The 17,229-nt window shown below is 65.8% G+C and carries 14 protein-coding genes and 1 pseudogene; 4 read left to right on the forward strand and 11 right to left on the reverse strand.

What is annotated here, in order from left to right; translation table 11 throughout:
* Nucleotides 1–64: 64 nt before the first annotated feature.
* The 3 genes from addB (at nt 65) to trxA (ending at nt 7,104) form a co-directional block, all read left to right on the forward strand.
* Complete coding sequence (gene addB, locus JJC00_RS00360) at nt 65–3,211, forward strand: double-strand break repair protein AddB (RefSeq protein ID WP_200470819.1); 3,147 nt, start codon at nt 65–67, stop codon at nt 3,209–3,211.
* On the forward strand, nt 3,205–6,714 hold the full coding sequence (gene addA / locus JJC00_RS00365) for a double-strand break repair helicase AddA (RefSeq protein WP_200470820.1): 3,510 nt from the start codon (nt 3,205–3,207) through the stop codon (nt 6,712–6,714). The genes addB and addA overlap by 7 nt, the downstream gene beginning before the upstream one ends.
* 69 nt (nt 6,715–6,783) lie before the next feature.
* Nucleotides 6,784–7,104 (forward strand): thioredoxin, encoded by a 321-nt coding sequence (gene trxA / locus JJC00_RS00370; protein WP_007598398.1) that lies wholly within the window; start codon nt 6,784–6,786, stop codon nt 7,102–7,104.
* A gap of 50 nt (nt 7,105–7,154) precedes the next feature.
* Here the strand turns inward: trxA and JJC00_RS00375 are convergent, their stop codons facing one another.
* Entirely contained in the window at nt 7,155–7,622 is a 468-nt protein-coding gene (locus JJC00_RS00375) for a MarR family winged helix-turn-helix transcriptional regulator (protein WP_200470821.1), read from the reverse strand.
* Nucleotides 7,619–8,044: an SRPBCC family protein gene (locus tag JJC00_RS00380; RefSeq protein ID WP_200470822.1), complete on the reverse strand. Its 426-nt coding sequence runs from the start codon at nt 8,042–8,044 to the stop codon at nt 7,619–7,621. Before JJC00_RS00380 ends, JJC00_RS00375 begins: the two co-directional genes overlap by 4 nt.
* 178 nt (nt 8,045–8,222) lie before the next feature.
* Here JJC00_RS00380 and JJC00_RS00385 point away from each other — a divergent pair, with 178 nt between their 5' ends.
* The gene (locus JJC00_RS00385) at nt 8,223–9,239 is read left to right on the forward strand and encodes an ATP-dependent DNA ligase (RefSeq protein ID WP_200470823.1); all 1,017 of its coding nucleotides are present in this window, start codon (nt 8,223–8,225) and stop codon (nt 9,237–9,239) included.
* A 17-nt stretch (nt 9,240–9,256) separates the two neighbouring features.
* Here JJC00_RS00385 and JJC00_RS00390 read toward each other — a convergent pair.
* From JJC00_RS00390 to sppA, 9 genes and pseudogenes are all read right to left on the reverse strand, one after another.
* Nucleotides 9,257–9,991: pseudogene (locus JJC00_RS00390) on the reverse strand (metallophosphoesterase family protein); the annotation flags it as partial.
* 33 nt (nt 9,992–10,024) lie between these two features.
* Entirely contained in the window at nt 10,025–11,368 is a 1,344-nt protein-coding gene (locus JJC00_RS00395; RefSeq protein ID WP_200470824.1) for a bifunctional folylpolyglutamate synthase/dihydrofolate synthase, read from the reverse strand.
* Nucleotides 11,365–12,306: an acetyl-CoA carboxylase, carboxyltransferase subunit beta gene (accD, locus tag JJC00_RS00400; protein ID WP_200470825.1), complete on the reverse strand. Its 942-nt coding sequence runs from the start codon at nt 12,304–12,306 to the stop codon at nt 11,365–11,367. Before accD ends, JJC00_RS00395 begins: the two co-directional genes overlap by 4 nt.
* Nucleotides 12,307–12,416: 110 nt before the next feature.
* Nucleotides 12,417–13,253 (reverse strand): tryptophan synthase subunit alpha, encoded by an 837-nt coding sequence (gene trpA, locus JJC00_RS00405; protein WP_200470826.1) that lies wholly within the window; start codon nt 13,251–13,253, stop codon nt 12,417–12,419.
* The gene (gene trpB, locus JJC00_RS00410) at nt 13,250–14,467 is read right to left on the reverse strand and encodes a tryptophan synthase subunit beta (protein WP_200470827.1); all 1,218 of its coding nucleotides are present in this window, start codon (nt 14,465–14,467) and stop codon (nt 13,250–13,252) included. The genes trpA and trpB overlap by 4 nt, the downstream gene beginning before the upstream one ends.
* Nucleotides 14,464–15,123, reverse strand: a complete 660-nt coding sequence (locus JJC00_RS00415) for a phosphoribosylanthranilate isomerase (protein ID WP_200470828.1) — start codon at nt 15,121–15,123, stop codon at nt 14,464–14,466. The genes trpB and JJC00_RS00415 overlap by 4 nt, the downstream gene beginning before the upstream one ends.
* Before the next feature lie 64 nt (nt 15,124–15,187).
* Nucleotides 15,188–15,580 (reverse strand): lipopolysaccharide assembly protein LapA domain-containing protein, encoded by a 393-nt coding sequence (locus JJC00_RS00420; RefSeq protein WP_200470829.1) that lies wholly within the window; start codon nt 15,578–15,580, stop codon nt 15,188–15,190.
* A gap of 77 nt (nt 15,581–15,657) precedes the next feature.
* Nucleotides 15,658–15,963 (reverse strand): integration host factor subunit beta, encoded by a 306-nt coding sequence (locus tag JJC00_RS00425; RefSeq protein ID WP_007598410.1) that lies wholly within the window; start codon nt 15,961–15,963, stop codon nt 15,658–15,660.
* Between the two features lie 183 nt (nt 15,964–16,146).
* Nucleotides 16,147–17,127: a signal peptide peptidase SppA gene (gene sppA / locus JJC00_RS00430; protein WP_200470830.1), complete on the reverse strand. Its 981-nt coding sequence runs from the start codon at nt 17,125–17,127 to the stop codon at nt 16,147–16,149.
* Between the last annotated feature and the right edge of the window lie 102 nt (nt 17,128–17,229).

The raw sequence follows: 17,229 nt of genomic DNA on the forward strand, positions 1-17,229 counted from the left end.
TCTCCCCATATCCATTTGAATCCGTCTCCCTATATTGGCGCCTGATCCCCGAATCAGGCAGCCCATGCGCGTTTTCAGCGTTCCAGTCTCAGTTCCGTTCCTGCGCACGATCGTCTCGGCTCTGCTCGACGGCCGGCTGGTCGACGGATTCGAGGCGCGCAAGGAACCGGCGCGCCTGGCCGACGCCACGCTGTACCTGCCGACACGGCGCGCCATGCGCGTCGTGCGCGAGATATTCCTCGACGAGATGAAGGCGGACGCCGTGGTGCTGCCGCGCATCGTCGCGCTCGGCGACATCGACGAGGACGAGCTCGCGTTCGCCGACGAGGGCGAGCAGTTTTCGGGCGCAACGCCGCTCGAGATTCCGCCGCGGCTCGGCGAGCTCGAACGGCGGCTGACGCTGGCGCAGCTCGTCGCCGCTTGGGCCAAGGGTCCGGTGCTGGCGCCGCTGGTGGTCGGCGGCCCCGCCTCGACGCTGGCGCTGGCCGGCGACCTCGCCCGCCTGATCGACGACATGGTGACGCGCGGCGTCGACTGGAGCGCGCTCGATGGCCTCGTGCCTGATAACCTCGATCGCTACTGGCAGCACTCGCTCGAATTCTTGCGCATCGCCCGCATCGCCTGGCCTGGCCATCTCGCCGAGATCAACCGGATCGAACCGGCAGCGCGGCGCGATCTCCTGATCGCCGCCGAAGCCAAACGATTGACCGCGCATCCCCATGGCCCAGTGATCGCGGCCGGTTCGACCGGCTCGATGCCGGCCACCGCAAAATTCCTGCATGCGGTCGCCTCGCTGCCGCATGGCGCCGTGGTGCTGCCGGGGCTCGACACCGATCTCGACGACGACGCCTGGCGGACCATCGGCGGCGTACGCGATTCGCTCGGCAAGTTCGCGGAGCATCCAGCCTCGAACCATCCGCAATATGCGATGCATGCGCTGCTGGAGCGTTTTGGTATCAAGCGCAGCGACGTCGAGATCCTCCAGCCGCCGGCGGACGGCGGCCGCGATCTGCTCGCCTCCGAATCGATGCGGCCATCCGCCAAGACGGAAGTCTGGCATGATCGGCTGAAGCAGCCGGATGTCGCAGCAAAAATCGCCGGCGGCATGAAGCATCTCGCGGTGGTCGAAGCGCCCAACCCCGAAATGGAAGCGCTCGCCATCGCAATTGCGATGCGCGAGGCGCGGCATCTCGACAAATCGGCAGCACTCGTGACGCCCGATCGCGCGCTGGCGCGGCGGGTGATGGCTGCGCTGACCCGATGGGATCTCGCCTTCGATGATTCCGGCGGCGACGTCTTGATGGAAACCTCCGCCGGCGTGTTTGCCCGCCTCGCGGCGGAGGCGGCCACCAAGGGGTTGGAGCCGCCGACGCTGCTGGCGATGCTGAAGCATCCGCTGTGCCGGCTCGGCCGGCTGCCTGGTGCATGGAAGACGGCGATCGAGCGGCTGGAGCTTGCGGTGCTGCGCGGCACGCGGCCGCCGGCAGGCACGGCCGGTCTGTTGCGCGAGTTCAACCGCCTTCGCGAGGAGCTGGCCAAGCTGTGGCGCAGCGAGGTCTCCGCGTTGCACCACGCCGAGCCTCGGGCGCGCCTCAAGCCGGAAGATCTCGACCGCATCCAGGCGCTGATCGATACCCTGCAAAAAGCCTTGGCACCGATCGAGAGCCTGGCATCGTCAAAGCCGTTTGACTTCGCCGAGCTCGCGCATCGCCACCGCGAGATCATGATCGAGCTGTCGCGCGACGAGCATGGCATTCCGCTCGCTTTCGAGGAACGCGAGGGCCTCGCGCTCGCCGGCGCGTTCGACGATCTCCTGCGCGGCGGCACGACCAGCGGATTGATGGTGCCGCTATCCGACTATGCCGATGTGTTCCAGACCGCGTTCGCCGATCGCGCGGTGCGGCGACGGGATAAGCCCGGCGCGCGCCTGCAGATTTACGGCCCGCTGGAATCGCGCCTGATGCAGGCCGACCGCATCATCGTCAGTGGCCTGATCGAGGGCGTCTGGCCGCCGGCGCCGCGGATCGATCCCTGGCTGAGCCGGCCGATGCGGCATGAACTTGGCCTCGATCTGCCGGAACGCCGCATCGGCCTGTCGGCGCATGACTTTGCGCAGCTGCTCGGCGGCGACGAGGTGATCCTCACCCATTCCGCCAAGGCCGGCGGCGCGCCGGCGGTGGCCTCGCGATTCCTGCACCGGTTTGAAGCCGTCGCGGGCGACGAACTCTGGAAGACCGCGATTCGCGCCGGCGAAAAATATGTGCAGTTCGCGAGCGCGTTGGACCAGCCCGCCGAGGTCACGCCGATCAAGCAGCCGGAGCCGCGGCCACCGCGCGCGACGCGGCCGCTGAAAATGTCGGTGACTGCGATCGAAGACTGGCTGCGCGATCCCTATACGATCTACGCCAAGCGGATCCTGAAGCTCGACGCACTCGATCCCGTCGACATGCCGCTTTCCGCCGCCGACCGCGGCTCGGCGATCCACGATGCGATCGGTGAATTCACGGAAAACTATGCGACGCGCCTGCCCGACGATCCCGCCCGCGTGTTGCGCGCGATCGGCGAAAAACATTTTGCGCCGCTGATGGAGCGACCCGAGGCACGCGCGCTGTGGTGGCCGCGCTTCCAGCGCATCGCGCGCTGGTTCGGCGAATGGGAGACGGCGCGGCGCGGTGCGATCGAGGCCATCACGGCGGAGACCCGCGGCGAAATCTCGATCAAACTCGACCATGAGCGCAGCTTCGTTCTCACGGCCCGCGCCGACCGCATCGAACGTCGCCAGGGCGGCGGCTACGCCATCCTCGACTACAAGACCGGCCAGCCGCCGACCGGCAAGCAGGTCCGCATGGGCCTGTCGCCGCAACTCACATTGGAAGCCGCGATCTTGCGCGAGGGTGGATTCCCTGACATCGACGCCGGTGCGTCCGTGAGCCAGCTCGTCTATGTCCGCCTGAGCGGCAACAATCCGCCGGGCGAGGAGCGCATCCTCGAGCTGAAATACAAGCAAGGCGACGAGCCGCAGCCGCCGGATACGGCTGCCGCCGAAGCGCGGGCCAAGCTGGAAGCGCTGATCCGCGCCTTCGAGGACGAGAACCAGCCCTACACCTCGCTGAACCTGCCGATGTGGACAAACCGCTACGGCGCCTATGACGATCTCGCCCGGATCAAGGAATGGTCCGCGGCCGGCGGCCTGGGGATCGAGGAATGGTGAAAGCTCCCCGCCCCATCCCGGATGAAGTGCGCGCGCGACAGGCCCGTGCGTCCGATCCGGCCGCGTCGGCATTCGTGTCGGCGAATGCCGGCTCGGGCAAGACCCATGTGCTGGTGCAGCGGGTGATCCGCCTGCTGCTATCGGGCGTGCCGCCGGAAAAGATCCTTTGCATCACCTTTACCAAGGCGGCCGCGGCCAACATGGCCGAGCGCGTGTTCACCACGCTTGGACATTGGGTGACGCTGGATGATGCGGCGCTCGACGGAGCGATCAAGGCAGTCGGCATCCCCCATCCCGACCGAAAATTGCGCCGCGAAGCGCGAAAGCTGTTTGCCTGCGCGCTGGAGACGCCGGGCGGGCTGAAAGTGCAGACCATCCACGCGCTCTGTACCCGCCTGCTCCAGCAGTTCCCGTTCGAGGCCAACGTGCCTGCGCGCTTTTCCGTGATCGACGAGCGCGACCAGACCGACATGATGGAGCGCGCCAATCTGAAGGTGTTGCTGGAGGCCGCGCGTGATCCGGAGACCGTCACCGGCCGCGCGCTGCTGACCGCGATGGCGAGTGCCGCCGACGTCACCTTCAAGGAGGTCGTGCGCGAAGCTTGCCTGAGCCGCGACCATTTCATGGCCTGGACTGACGATGCCGGCAACGCCGGGGCGGCGGCCGAGCAGTTGGCGGCCGTGCTGGGCGTGGATGCAAACGACCGCATCGAGGACGTCGAGACGGAGATTCTCGATGGCCCATTCCTACCGCGGTCGCGCTGGGACGACATCGCCTACGCGCTGGACGACGGCAGCAAGTCCGACAACGACCAGGCCAGCCGGCTCCGCGAGGCAAAGGCGTTTTCCGGCGCCGCACAGGTCGATGCCTATCTCGGCGTCTTCCTCACCGATGAAAAGCTGCCGCGCAAGGCCGTGCTGACCAAGAAGTTTGGCGAGCACAATCCGTCCGTCGCGCGCCTGTTCGAGAACGAAGCGTCTCGCCTCGGCGAATTGATCGAGAAGCGCCGCGCGGTCACCATGCGCGATCGCACGGCCGCCCTGTTGCATATCGCCACGGCCGCCGCCGCAAATTACCGCCGCGAAAAACAGGAACGCGGCCTGCTCGACTACGACGATCTCATCGACAAGACGCTGGCGATGCTCAACCGCATCTCCTCTGGATGGGTGCATTACAAGCTCGACCGCGGCGTCGATCACGTGCTGATCGACGAAGCGCAGGACACCAGCCCGCGGCAATGGGACATCGTCGCGCACATCATCTCGGAATTCACGGCCGGCGAAGGCGCGCGCGAGGGGCTGAACCGCACGGTTTTTGCGGTCGGCGACGAGAAGCAGTCGATCTTCTCGTTCCAGGGCGCAGCACCCCACGAATTCGACGCGCGCCGGCGCGAGCTGTACCGCAAATTCACCGCAGCCGGGCTGAAATTTGACCCCGTCGCCTTCACCTATTCATTCCGCTCGGGAGCGGCGATCCTGCACTCGGTCGACCACGTCTTCCGCGAGCCCGCGATCTACAAGAGCATCCATTCGGTCGAGATCGGCCATCCCCTGCACAACGCGCTCGCCGATGCGGGCCCCAGCGTGATCGAGCTGTGGGATCTTGCCGAAGCCGATGACCGGCAGGAGATCGAGGGCTGGCGCGCGCCGTTCGACGGCGTCGCTGTCACCAGCCCCGAGGTGAAGCTTGCCCGCCGCATCCAGGCCGAGATCAAGCGGCTGGTCGAGAGCGGCACGCTGACAGGCCACGAAGGCGAGCGGCGGCCACTGCGTTACGGCGACATGCTGATCCTGGTGCGCCGGCGCGGCAATGCGTTCGACGCCGTGATCCAGGCGCTGAAGCACGCCAACGTTCCGGTCGCCGGCGCCGACCGGCTGAAGCTGACCGAGCACATTGCGATCATCGATCTGATGAACCTTGCGGACGCGCTGCTGCTGCCGCAGGACGATCTCGCGCTTGCGGTCGCGTTGAAGAGTCCGTTGTTCGGTCTCGATGACGACGATCTCTTCGCGCTTGCCCACGACCGCAAGGGATCGCTGCGCCGTGCGCTCGGCGAGCATGCAGCTGGAAGCGAGAAGTTCGCGACCGTGCTGCGGCGCCTCGAGGCCTGCGAGACGCGCGCCCGCGAGGAGACACCATTTGCCTTCTATGCCTGGCTGCTCGGCGGTGACGGCGGCCGCGCGCGTATCTTGCGCCGGCTCGGCCATGAGGCCAATGACGCGCTCGACGAATTTTTGGAGCTGGCGCTGAACTGCGAGCGCAAGGCGCCGGCCTCGCTGCAGGGCTTCATGGCCTGGCTGCGCTCGGCTGACACCGAGGTAAAGCGCGACATGGAAATCACCCGCGACGAGGTGCGGGTGATGACCGTGCATGGCGCCAAGGGTCTCGAAGCTTCGGTCGTGTTCATGGTCGACACCACATCGTCGCCTGCGGACTCGCAGCGGGTCCGGCTGATCCACGTGCCGCGCGGCAATGGCGGCGAGGTCGTGGTCTGGGCCGGGCGCAAGGCGGACGATCCCAAGCCGGTCGCCGACGCACGCAAGGCAATGCTCGAGGAGACCGAGGACGAATATCGTCGCCTGCTCTATGTCGCGATGACGCGCGCGGCCGATCGGCTGGTCGTCGGCGGCTGCCTGCCCGGCAACATGAGAACCGTCCGCAAGCTGAGCTGGTACGATCTCATCGACACCGGGCTGACCGGCTCCGGCCTGGACAAGCAGACGATAGAAACGCCGCTCGGCAAGGTAACGCGATTCGCCCGCCCCGAGGATGTCACGGCGCTGGGCACGCCGGCGACAAGCGTGGACCAGACGATCGCGCTGCCGGACTGGCTGCGGACGCCAGCGCCGCGCGAGACCATCGACGACGATCTGGTGCGCCCGTCCGGCCAGTCCGCCGAGGAAGGCCGCACGGTGCGATCAGGCGAATCAGTCCAGTCACGCGCCCTGGCGCTCCAGCGCGGCACGCTGGTGCACCGGTTGCTTCAGTCGCTGCCCGACATCGCCACCGAGCGCCGGCGTGAGGCCGCGCTTGGCTTCATGACCCGCAATGCCGGCGACTGGGCTGAGGCCGATCGCGGCACGCTGGTCGACAAGGTGCTCGCGTTGATCGCCGAACCGCGCTTTGCCCCGGTGTTTGCCGAGGGCAGCCGGGCGGAGGTCGCCATCGTCGGGAAACTCGACCGGCCGGGCCGCCCGCCGGCGCTGGTGTCGGGGCAGATCGACCGGCTGGTCGTCCGTCCGGACGAGGTGCTGATCGTCGATTTCAAGACCAACCAGACCGCCCCCAAAAGTGCCGCGGAGGCCCCCGCCGCCTATGTCCGGCAGCTTGCGCTGTACCGGGCAGTGCTGGCCCGGCTTTATCCCCAAAAGCCTGTCAGAGCCGTTTTGCTCTGGACCGACACCCTTGAATATATGGAGATTTCGGCCCCCGCGCTGGACGCGGCGCTGGCATCCCTTCATGTCGGCGTGAGCGTCCTTGACCCGGCAAGGGGCCGTTCATAGGTTGACGCCATGATCCCGGGCGCGATTCCACGTCGCGCCGATTCTCTTTCAACCGAGTGAGGTACTCCAATGGCCGTTGGCAAGGTTTCCGACACCGATTTCGAAGCCGAAGTGCTCAAGGCGAACGGCCCCGTCGTCGTCGATTTCTGGGCCGAATGGTGCGGCCCCTGCCGCATGATCGCACCCGCGCTGGACGAGATCGCCGGCGCGATGGGCGACAAGGTCAAGATCGTGAAGCTCAACGTCGACGAGAGCCCGAAGACCGCGTCGAAGTACGGCGTGATGTCGATCCCGACCCTGATGATCTTCAAGGGCGGCGAGATGGCTTCCCGCCAGGTCGGCGCGGCACCGAAGGCGAAGCTCCAGCAGTGGATCACCTCCGCGGTCTAAGCCACGCCGCAGAAGATTTTTTCGAAACGGCCGGCCGATCGCCGGCCGTTTTATTTTTGGTCGGCCTCATTGCCCTCGACGAGCCTCTGGAACATCGCGACCAGCCGTTTGGTGTCGGATGCCACCGGCTTGAAGAACGCGGCATCGGCATCCTCGACCGCGACCACCGCCTTGCGGGCGAGATCGCGCCCGGCCTTTGTGACCGTGATGGCCTTGGCGCGCGGGTCCTGGGGATGATCGACCCGCTGGATCAAGAGCGCCGCTTCCAGCGCGCGCAGCACCTGCGACGTTGTCATTGGATCGATACCCGAGAGCTGCGAGAGCCGCGCCTGCGTAAGCGTTTCCTCAGCGCCGAACCAGGTCGCAGTCGCCAGCAACACGAACTGGGAATGCGTCAGCTCGTAAGGCTGGAGTGCGACGCGCAAGCGACGCTGCCAGGCGTTCGATATTTTCCAGAGCAGGAAGCCCGGGCTTTCGGCAGGACCGGATAGACGGGTCGGGAGCGGCGGGTGCTTCATCGCATCGCTTCCGCAAGCTTGGCGAGGCTCGCCAGCACCTCGGGAAAATCGGCGGAAACAGCTGGGCCGATCTCGGAGGCCTGCGGCCCATCGGCGTCGACGGCGTAAACGATCCGCGTGCGCGCCGGTCCAAGCGGCTCGATGCGATGGGCGACCTTGATGGCGAGATCGCCGACCCGCGTTTCGTCGATGAAGCAGACGTTCTCGCGAACATCGACCAGTTGCGAGCGCAGCGCCTCCTCGCCGGGCGGCTTCATGGTGAACCAGGTGCCGGTCGCGAACGGCCCGTCAATGTCGATCTGCTCGATGCCCGCGTTCCAGTTCTTCCACGCGGCGACATCGCGAAAGATGCTCCAGATCGTCGCTGCGGTGGCCGTCGTCTCGATGGCGTATTCGCCGCGCCAGGTATTTTCGTCGCTCATGGTCGGCTCCCGCTTTAATATGCGAACTTATAATAAGCGCACTTATTAAGTTGTCAAGGCGCCTGGAAGGAGCCAATTCGCGCGCTTCGCGTTGAAAGGCATGTTTTGAAGTCAAAGAGCGTTCTCCGTGCCCTCTCCTCGCCGAGCAACCAACCGAAAGCCTGCCGCGTTGACCGCCATGGAGGCGCGCTCCGTCGACACCATCCCGCGCGGCAACGAGTGGCAGTACGAACCGAAATGGGATGGTTTTCGCTGCCTGCTGTCGCGCGACGGCAGCAGCATTGATCTCCGCTCGAAATCCGGCGAGGACCTTGCGCGCTATTTCCCTGAAATCGTTGCCGCTGCGCTCAAGCTGAAGGCGGATCGCTTCACGCTCGACGGCGAGATCGTCGTGCCGCAGGGTAAGGGCTTTTCCTTCGACGCACTGCTGCAGCGGATCCATCCGGCTGCAAGCCGCGTGCAGAGGTTGTCCCGGGAAACGCCGGCGCTCTATCTCACTTTCGATCTGCTCGCCACGGCCAGGGAGAAGCAGCTTGTCAAGAAGCCGCTCAGCGAACGACGGCCGGCGCTGGAGGTTTTTGCAAAAGCCAATCTGAAGAGCGGCGGCACCTTCCGTCTCTCACCAGCGACGCCGAGCTACGCCACCGCCGAAAAATGGCTGGCGCAATCCGGCGGCGGCTCGGACGGCATCATCGCCAAGCGCGTCGACCTGCCCTATCAGGCCGGAAACCGCGACGGCATGCAGAAGGTCAAGAAGTTCCGCAGCGCCGATTGCGTCATCGGTGGCTTCCGCTATGCGACCAACAAGATCTCGGAGCGGAACGTCGTCGGCTCGTTGCTCCTCGGGCTCTATGACGGCGAGGGCCTGCTGCACCATGTCGGCTTCACCTCGGCGATCAAAGCCGCAGAAAAGTCCGCTCTGACTGACAGGCTGGAGGCATTGATCGGCGAGCCCGGCTTCACCGGTAATGCGCCGGGCGGACCGAGCCGCTGGTCCACCGAGCGCTCGGCGACATGGTGTCCGCTCAAGCCGAAGCTCGTGGTCGAAGTCTGCTACGACCACTTCAGCGGCGAGCGCTTCCGCCACGGCACCTCGATCCTGCGCTGGCGTCCCGACAAGGCGCCGCGGCGGTGCACGTTCGAGCAGTTGAAGCAGAAGGTGGCGGACCCCATGAAGCTGCTGAAACAGGCGTAGCCCGTAGATGGCTGGCTGATCCAGCCCGTCGCGAGTGCGTTCGCCAGCTCCGGCTGATTGTTGCTGCGTGCAAGAGCGGCCATCGCTTCATGATCGTACGCGACGTGACGAAACGTCACCTGCCATGCACCGCCAGTCAGTTCGAGAATCGCATAGCGCGCGTGCGGCGTGCCGGCTTCGACCAGATGCGGAAATGGATGCACATCCCGATACCCGGGGCTGCCGACACTGCCGGGATTGACGATCAGGCGGCCGTCGCGAAGCCGCACGGCACGGGCAAGATGGGTGTGAGCGCAGAGGATCAGCGACTGCGTCACGCCCTGCGCGAGCTGCTCGATGCGATCGAGCGGCGACAGTGCCACGGTGCCGTCGGGATGCACGGTGTCGAGCCAATAGACCTCGTCGTTGTCGGGTGTCGCGTGACAGAGAAACACCTGCTCGCGAAACACGCGCGTTATCGGCTGCGCGCGCAGCCAGTCGAGCTGCGCGGCGTTGAGCTGCGCATGCGCGGGGCGGTCCCACGAGCCCATCTTCTCCGGGGGACGATCGAGCAGATAGCGGTCGTGGTTGCCGAGTACATGCACGGCGTCGAGTTTCATCAGAATCTCGATGGTGCGCCGTGCATCGAGCGGGCCACTCAGCATGTCGCCGAGATTGACGATGTCGGTGACCCCTTGCGCGCCGATATCGGCGATCACCGCCTCCAGCGCGAGGTAGTTTCCGTGGACGTCGGCAATCGCGGCAAAACGCATTTGGCATTCCCAATCTCGTAACGACGACCCTTTCTATGCAGGAGGCGTGCCGTTGAGGCCGAGCACGTGGCCGGCGAGATAGAGCGAGCCGGTGATGAGGATGCGCGGCGGCACGTCGTAGGCGAGCCGCGACAAAGCGCGCAGCGCGGCCTCGATGCCGGGGGCGATTTCGACGCGCATGCCGAGGCTGCGCACGGCGTCCGCAAGACGATCCACCGGCATCGCGTTCTCGGTATCGGGAATCGGCACCGCGATGATGTGGCGAGTGAGGCCGGCGAAATTGGCCAGAAATGCCTGCGCGTCCTTGTTGGCCATCATGCCGGCAATGACGACCAGCGGCCGCGACACCCGCTCTTCGAGGTCGCCTAGCGCGGCGGCTGCGACGCGGCCGCCTTCGGCATTATGCCCGCCGTCGAGCCAGATCTCCGACCCCTGCGGGCCCCAGGAAAGCAGCTCGCCCGAGGTGAGGCGCTGCATCCGCGCCGGCCATTCGGCACTGAGGATGCCGGCCTCGAAGGCCGCCTGGTTGATCTTGAAAGTCTGGATCGCGCGCAGCGTCGCGATGGCGAGGCCGGCATTGTCGAACTGATGGCGACCGAACAGGCGCGGCGCCGTCAAATCCATCAGGCCGCGCTCGTCGGAATAGACCAGCCGCCCATGCTCGACATTGACGTGCCAGCTTTCGTTCGCGGCAAACAGCGGCGCGTGTATGCGCCTGGCCTGCGCCTCGATTGCCGCCATCGCCTCGGGCGCCTGCTCGGCGCACACCACGGGCACGCCGCGCTTGATGATCGCGGCCTTCTCGCCGGCGATCGAGGCCAGGGTCTCGCCGAGAAACTCCATGTGGTCCATGCTGACAGGGGTGATCACGCAGGCCGCCGGGGTATCGACCACATTGGTCGAATCGAGCCGGCCGCCGAGGCCGACTTCGAGCAGCACCGCATCGGCTGGATTTTGCGCGAACAGATGGAAGGCGGCCGCGGTCTTGAGCTCGAACACAGTCGCAGGCTCGCCGGCATTGACGCGCTCGACCTCTTCCAGCGCGGCGCGCAGCTCGTCGTCGCTGACAAGTACGCCACGGCCGACGCGGCCGAGCCGGAAACATTCGTTGATGCGGACGAGATAGGGCGACGTGTAGGCGTGGACGCGCAGGCCGGCCGCCTCCAGCGTCGCGCGCAGATAGGCAACCGTCGAGCCCTTGCCGTTGGTGCCGGCGACGTGGATCACCGGCGGCAGCTTGCGCTCGGGATGATCGAGCCGTTCGAGCAGACGGTGCATCCGCTCGAGCCCGAGATCGATACGTTTCTGATGCAGGGCCGACAGCCGCCCGATCAATGCATCGAGCGACGGCTTTGCGCTATCAGAGGACGCGTTCACGCGTGCGGCGCAGCCGGCGCCGTCTCAGCGGCCGATACGATCTGCGCCGGGCTGACGACAGGCTGCACCGATTTCGACGCGCCTTCCTGCGCCGGCGCCCTGGTCAGGAGGCGGCAGAGCCGCGCCAGGGTCGGACGCAATTCGTGGCGATGCACGACCATGTCGACCATGCCGTGCTCTTTCAGATATTCGGCGCGCTGAAAGCCCTCAGGCAGCTTTTCACGGATGGTCTGCTCGATCACGCGCGCGCCGGCAAAGCCGATCAGCGCGCCGGGCTCGGCGATCTGCACGTCGCCGAGCATCGCATAGGATGCGGTGACGCCGCCGGTGGTCGGGTTGGTCAGCACGACGATATAGGGCTGTTTTGCTTCGCGCAGCATCTGGACACCGACCGTGGTGCGCGGCATCTGCATCAGCGACAAGATGCCTTCCTGCATGCGCGCGCCGCCGGACGCGGCGAACACGATGAACGGCGACTTCTTCTCAACCGCGAGCTCGAGCCCGCGCACGAGGGCTTCACCGGCAGCCATGCCGAGCGAACCACCCATGAAATCGAAATCCTGCACGGCGATGACGACGCCGGCACCTTCGAGCTTGCCGTAGCCGACCTTGACCGCATCGTTCAGATTGGTGCGCGCGCGCGCGTCCTTGACGCGGTCGACGTATTTCTTCTCGTCGCGAAACTTCAGCGGATCGGGCGTGACGTCGGGCAAGGCCACGTCGAACCAGGTCTCGTTGTCGAAGATCGACTTGAGCCGCGCCACCGCGCCCATGCGCATGTGGTAGTTCGAGCCGGGGATGACGAACTGGTTGGCCTCGACGTCCTTGTAGAACACCAGCTGCCCGGAATCCGGGCACTTGATCCACAGATTCTCCGGCGTCTCCCGCCGCAGCATGTTGCGGATTTTCGGCCGGACCACATTGGTAAGCCAGTTCATGGTTTGCTCCGATGTGCGAACCCGCAGGGGATCGCCTGAAGGACTATATGGCGGCCGGGCCCCTGCCCGGCAAGCTGCCGTGTCGTCCGCCTTGGCAGCGGAACTATGGCCTATTCGGCCGCTTGTTTCGCGCCCTTGACGCCCTGGGCCAGCGCCGCGGTCAGCTCAGCCACGGCGTTAACGGTTTTGGCGGTTGCGCGCCCTTCGGCATCGAGACTGTTCTTGAGCGCATCGACCAGCGCGGTGCCGACCACGGCACCGTTGGCATGCGAGGCAATGGCCTGGGCGTTTTCCGGCGTGCGGATGCCGAAGCCGACGCAGACCGGCAGCTTGGTATGGCGCTTGATGCGGGCGACCGCGCCGCTCACAGCGGTCGCGTCGGCCGCCGCCGCACCGGTGATGCCGGTGATGGCGACGTAGTAGACGAAGCCCGAGGTGTTGGCGAGCACGGCCGGCAGGCGCTTGTCGTCGGTCGTCGGCGTCGCCAGGCGGATGAAGTTGAGGCCGGCCTTCATTGCGGGCAGGCACAGCTCATCGTCTTCCTCCGGCGGCAGATCGACGATGATCAGGCCGTCGATGCCGGCGCTCTTCGCATCGACAGGGAATTTGTCGACGCCGTAGATGTAGATCGGATTGTAATAGCCCATCAGCACGATCGGCGTCGCATTGTCGTCCTTGCGGAAGTCGCGCACGAGGTCGAGCGTCTTCTTCAGCGTCATGCCGACCTTGAGCGCGCGCAAGCCCGCCGCCTGGATCGACGGACCGTCGGCCATCGGATCGGTGAAGGGCATGCCGAGCTCGATCACGTCGGCGCCCGACTTCGGCAGCGCCTTGATGATCTCGAGCGACGTCGCCGGATCGGGATCGCCAGCCATCACAAAAGTGACGAAGGCCGAGCGGCCGACTTTTTTCAGCTCGGCGAAACGGGTGTCGATACGCGTGGTCACTTGGTCTTGCCCTTCAGGATGTCGCCGACCTGCGGGACGTCCTTGTCGCCGCGGCCGGAGAGATTGACGACCATCAGGTGATCCCTCGGCCGTTTCGGCGCGAGCTCCATCACCTTGGCGATGGCGTGTGCGGGCTCGAGCGCGGGAATGATGCCTTCGAGCTTGGAGAGCAGCTGGAACGCGGCGAGCGCCTCGTCATCGGTCGCGGAGAGATAATTGACGCGGCCGATCTCGTGCAGCCACGAATGCTCGGGGCCGATGCCGGGATAGTCGAGACCGGCCGAGATCGAATGCGCGTCCTGGATCTGGCCGTCGGCATCCATCAAGAGATAAGTGCGGTTGCCGTGGAGCACGCCGGGACGGCCGCCCGCGATCGAGGCCGCATGCAGCTGCGTCAGTCCATGGCCCGCGGCCTCGACCCCAAAGATTTCGACGGAGGGATCGTCGAGGAACGGATGGAATAGGCCCATCGCATTGGAGCCGCCGCCGATGCAGGCGACCAGCGAATCCGGCAGGCGGCCCTCGACCTCCTGCATCTGCGTCCTGGTCTCGTTGCCGATGATGGACTGGAAGTCGCGCACCAGCGTCGGATAGGGATGCGGGCCCGCCACCGTGCCGATGCAGTAGAAGGTGTCGTGCACGTTGGTGACCCAGTCGCGCAGCGCCTCGTTCATCGCGTCCTTCAGCGTGCGCGTGCCCGACTGCACCGGCATCACCTTGGCGCCCAGCATCTCCATGCGGATCACGTTGGGCTGCTGCCGCTCGACGTCGACGGCGCCCATATAGACCACGCATTCGAGGCCGAAGCGCGCGCACAGAGTCGCGGTGGCGACGCCGTGCTGGCCGGCGCCGGTCTCGGCGATGATGCGCTTCTTGCCCATGCGTCGCGCCAGCATGATCTGGCCGAGCACATTGTTCACCTTGTGCGAACCGGTGTGGTTGAGCTCTTCGCGCTTCAGATAGATCTTGGCGCCGCCGAGATGCTCGGTGAGACGCTCGGCGAAATAGAGCGGCGAGGGCCGGCCGACATAGTTCTTGAGATAGCCGTTCATCTCGGCCTGGAAGGCCGGATCGGCCTTGGCCGCGGTGTAGGCCTTCTCCAGATCGAGGATCAGCGGCATCAGGGTTTCGGCGACGAAGCGTCCGCCAAAGATGCCGAAATGGCCGCGCTCGTCGGGACCGCTGCGATAGGAATTTGGTTTGGCGATGTTCATCGAACGCTCAACTCTTGGGTGGCGCGCGCGGCGCGAATGAAGGCCTTGATCAGCTCCGGGTCCTTGACGCCGGGAGCGCACTCGACTCCCGAGGACACGTCGGCGCCACCGGCGCCGGTGACGCGGAGGGCTTCCGCGACATTGTCGACATGAAGCCCGCCCGAGACCATGTAGGGCAGTTTGAGATCGAGATTTTCGAGCAGGTGCCAGTCGAACGGCGCCCCCAGGCCGCCGGGCCGGGTCGCATCCTTCGGCGCCCGGGCATCGAACAGGATGCGGTCGGCAACTGCGGCGTAGCCGGGCAGCACGGCGAGATCGGCCGATGTCGCGACCGGCACGGCCTTCATCACGGGGCGGCCGAACTTCTGCTCGATGTCGCGCAGCCGCGCCACGCTCTCCTTGCCATGGAGCTGAAAAATGTCCGGCGACAGCGCGTCCATGATGTTGCCGAGCGTGGCGTCGTCGGCATCGACCGTAAGCGCGACCGTGAGCGCGCGCCGCTCCACCTGCCGCCCGAGATCGCGCCCCGTCTCCAGCGAGACATGCCGGGGCGACGGCGGAAAGAACACGAACCCCACCATGTCGGCGCCCGCGTCGAGCGCCGTTTCGAGCGTCTCGCGCGTGGATAGGCCACAGATTTTGACGAGCAGGGACATGGTCTCAAAGCAAATGGAGGCCGCAAGCGGCGGCCGGGAAACGGGTTTTTCGGTCGGGCCGCTTCTACAACGTCGCGCGCTGCTTGTCTCGCCCGATGGCCCCGTAAAGGCCCACCCCGGAGGGTACCGGGAGGCGCTGGGGCTCCGGCCTTGGCGGGGCCGTCTGGGTCCGCAAATCGGCCAGCTCGACCCGGGCGGCCCGCGCATCCGCCTCATGCCGGCGCGCGGCCCGCCGCCAGTGCCGCTGGCCGAACCAGACGGCGCAACCGCCGGCGATGACGCCCAGAGCGGCCACCAGGATCAGCAGCAGGAACAGCGGCATTGTGCGCGATAGGGCCGGATCGTTCGCCATGAAGGGATCGAACGAGACCGTGACGTCATGCCGGTTGGCGACCGCAAAGGTCACCAGGATCAGGGCCAGCGGAATCACGATCAGCGCGGTCAGGAACTTTCGCATCGCGAGCGCTCGTCTTGAATCAAGCTTGCTGCCGCATCATGCGGCCGGTCGGTAAAGCCCGGACGACAGCGGCTTCTTTAGTCCGGCGCGCCGGGATCCGGATGATCGCGATTCAGCCGCTCGCGCATTTCCTTGCCGGTCTTGAAGAACGGAACGCTCTTCTGATCGACGGGGACATGAGCGCCGGTGCGCGGATTGCGGCCGGCGCGCGCAGGGCGGTGCTTCACCGAGAAGGCGCCGAAGCCGCGCAGCTCGACGCGGTCGCCGCGCGCGAGTGCCGCTACGATCTCCTCGAGAATCGCATTCACAATGTTCTCGACATCCCGCTGGTACAGATGCGGGTTGTGCTCGGCGATACGCTGAACAAGTTCGGATTTGATCATCGAGAGATAGGACCCGGAAGCGTGCGGATGACCATTTCCGTGAAAATGCCTTGATCTGTCAAGACGCTAAATGAAGGTTGAGCGTCGTGAAAATGCGTGACAAATGCCGAAAAAGCGGGCTGCACGTCTACTCGCCGGACGGGAAAAAGCTCTTGAGCTCGCGTTGTTCCCGCTTGTTCCCGGTCAATTCGACGCAGCCGGCTGCCACAGGGCCAGCATTCCATCCAACCCGACGCGATCGACCGCTTGCACGACGCCGGTTTGCGCGATTTGGTGCGCAATCGAGCCGAATCCAAGCGCTTCCAGCGTCACGGCGGCAGCCGTCTTGAGGAACGGGAGATCGCCGAAGCGCGGCTCGAGCTTGTAATCGCGCACGCTGAGACCCTTCTTGACGCCCTTCTGCTCCTCAAGCCAGGTCACGGCGGTGTTCTCGTCGCCGAGCTGATCGATCAGCTTGAGATCGATCGCTTGGCGGCCGGTGAAGACCCGGCCATCGACGACTTTTTCGAGCTGCGTGTCATCCATGCCACGGCGCTGCTTCACCAGATCTTTGAACCAGGCATAGGAATCCTTCACCAGCGCATCCAGCGCGGCCCGGGCCTCGGGGCTGGTCGGCTCAAAACCGTTGGGCGCGGCCTTCAGCGGCGTGGACTTCACTTCCTCGACCCTGACGCCGATAGTCTTCAAGAGTTCCGAGACGTTGGGAAACTGGAACAGCACGCCGATCGAGCCGACCAGCGAGCTCTGCTGGGCGATGATGTGGTCGCTCGCAATTGCGGTGATGTAACCGCCGGATGCGGCAAGCCCCTCGACCACGACGACCAGCGGCTTCTTCGCCTTCAGGCGCGTCAGTGAATCGTACAGCTGCTCGGAGCCGGCGGTGGTGCCGCCCGGCGAGTTGACGTGAACGATCACGGCGGCGGCCTGCGAATTCTCCAGCCGCTCCAGCGCCCGCGTGCGCTCGGAATCGCTGCGGATCAGGCCATCGATCTGCACGCGCGCGATGGAGCCTGCGGTAGCAAAGCTGCCGCGCGCGCCGGGTGTCGCGATCAGCGCGAAGCCCGCGATCGCAGCGATCGCGATCAGCGCGGCCATCACGCGCCAGAACGTCAGCTTGCGGCGGATCCTGCGGCGATCGACGATGATGTCCGAATCGAGCGACATCGGAATATCTCCAAATGAAAGGCCGCTGGCGTTGTGCCGTCACAACGTGACCATTGGCTTGTCTGGATACATCAATTGCGGCGCAATTTGAAGAAAACAAGG

It is taken from the genome of Bradyrhizobium diazoefficiens (assembly GCF_016616885.1).
Lineage (GTDB): Bacteria > Pseudomonadota > Alphaproteobacteria > Rhizobiales > Xanthobacteraceae > Bradyrhizobium > Bradyrhizobium diazoefficiens_F.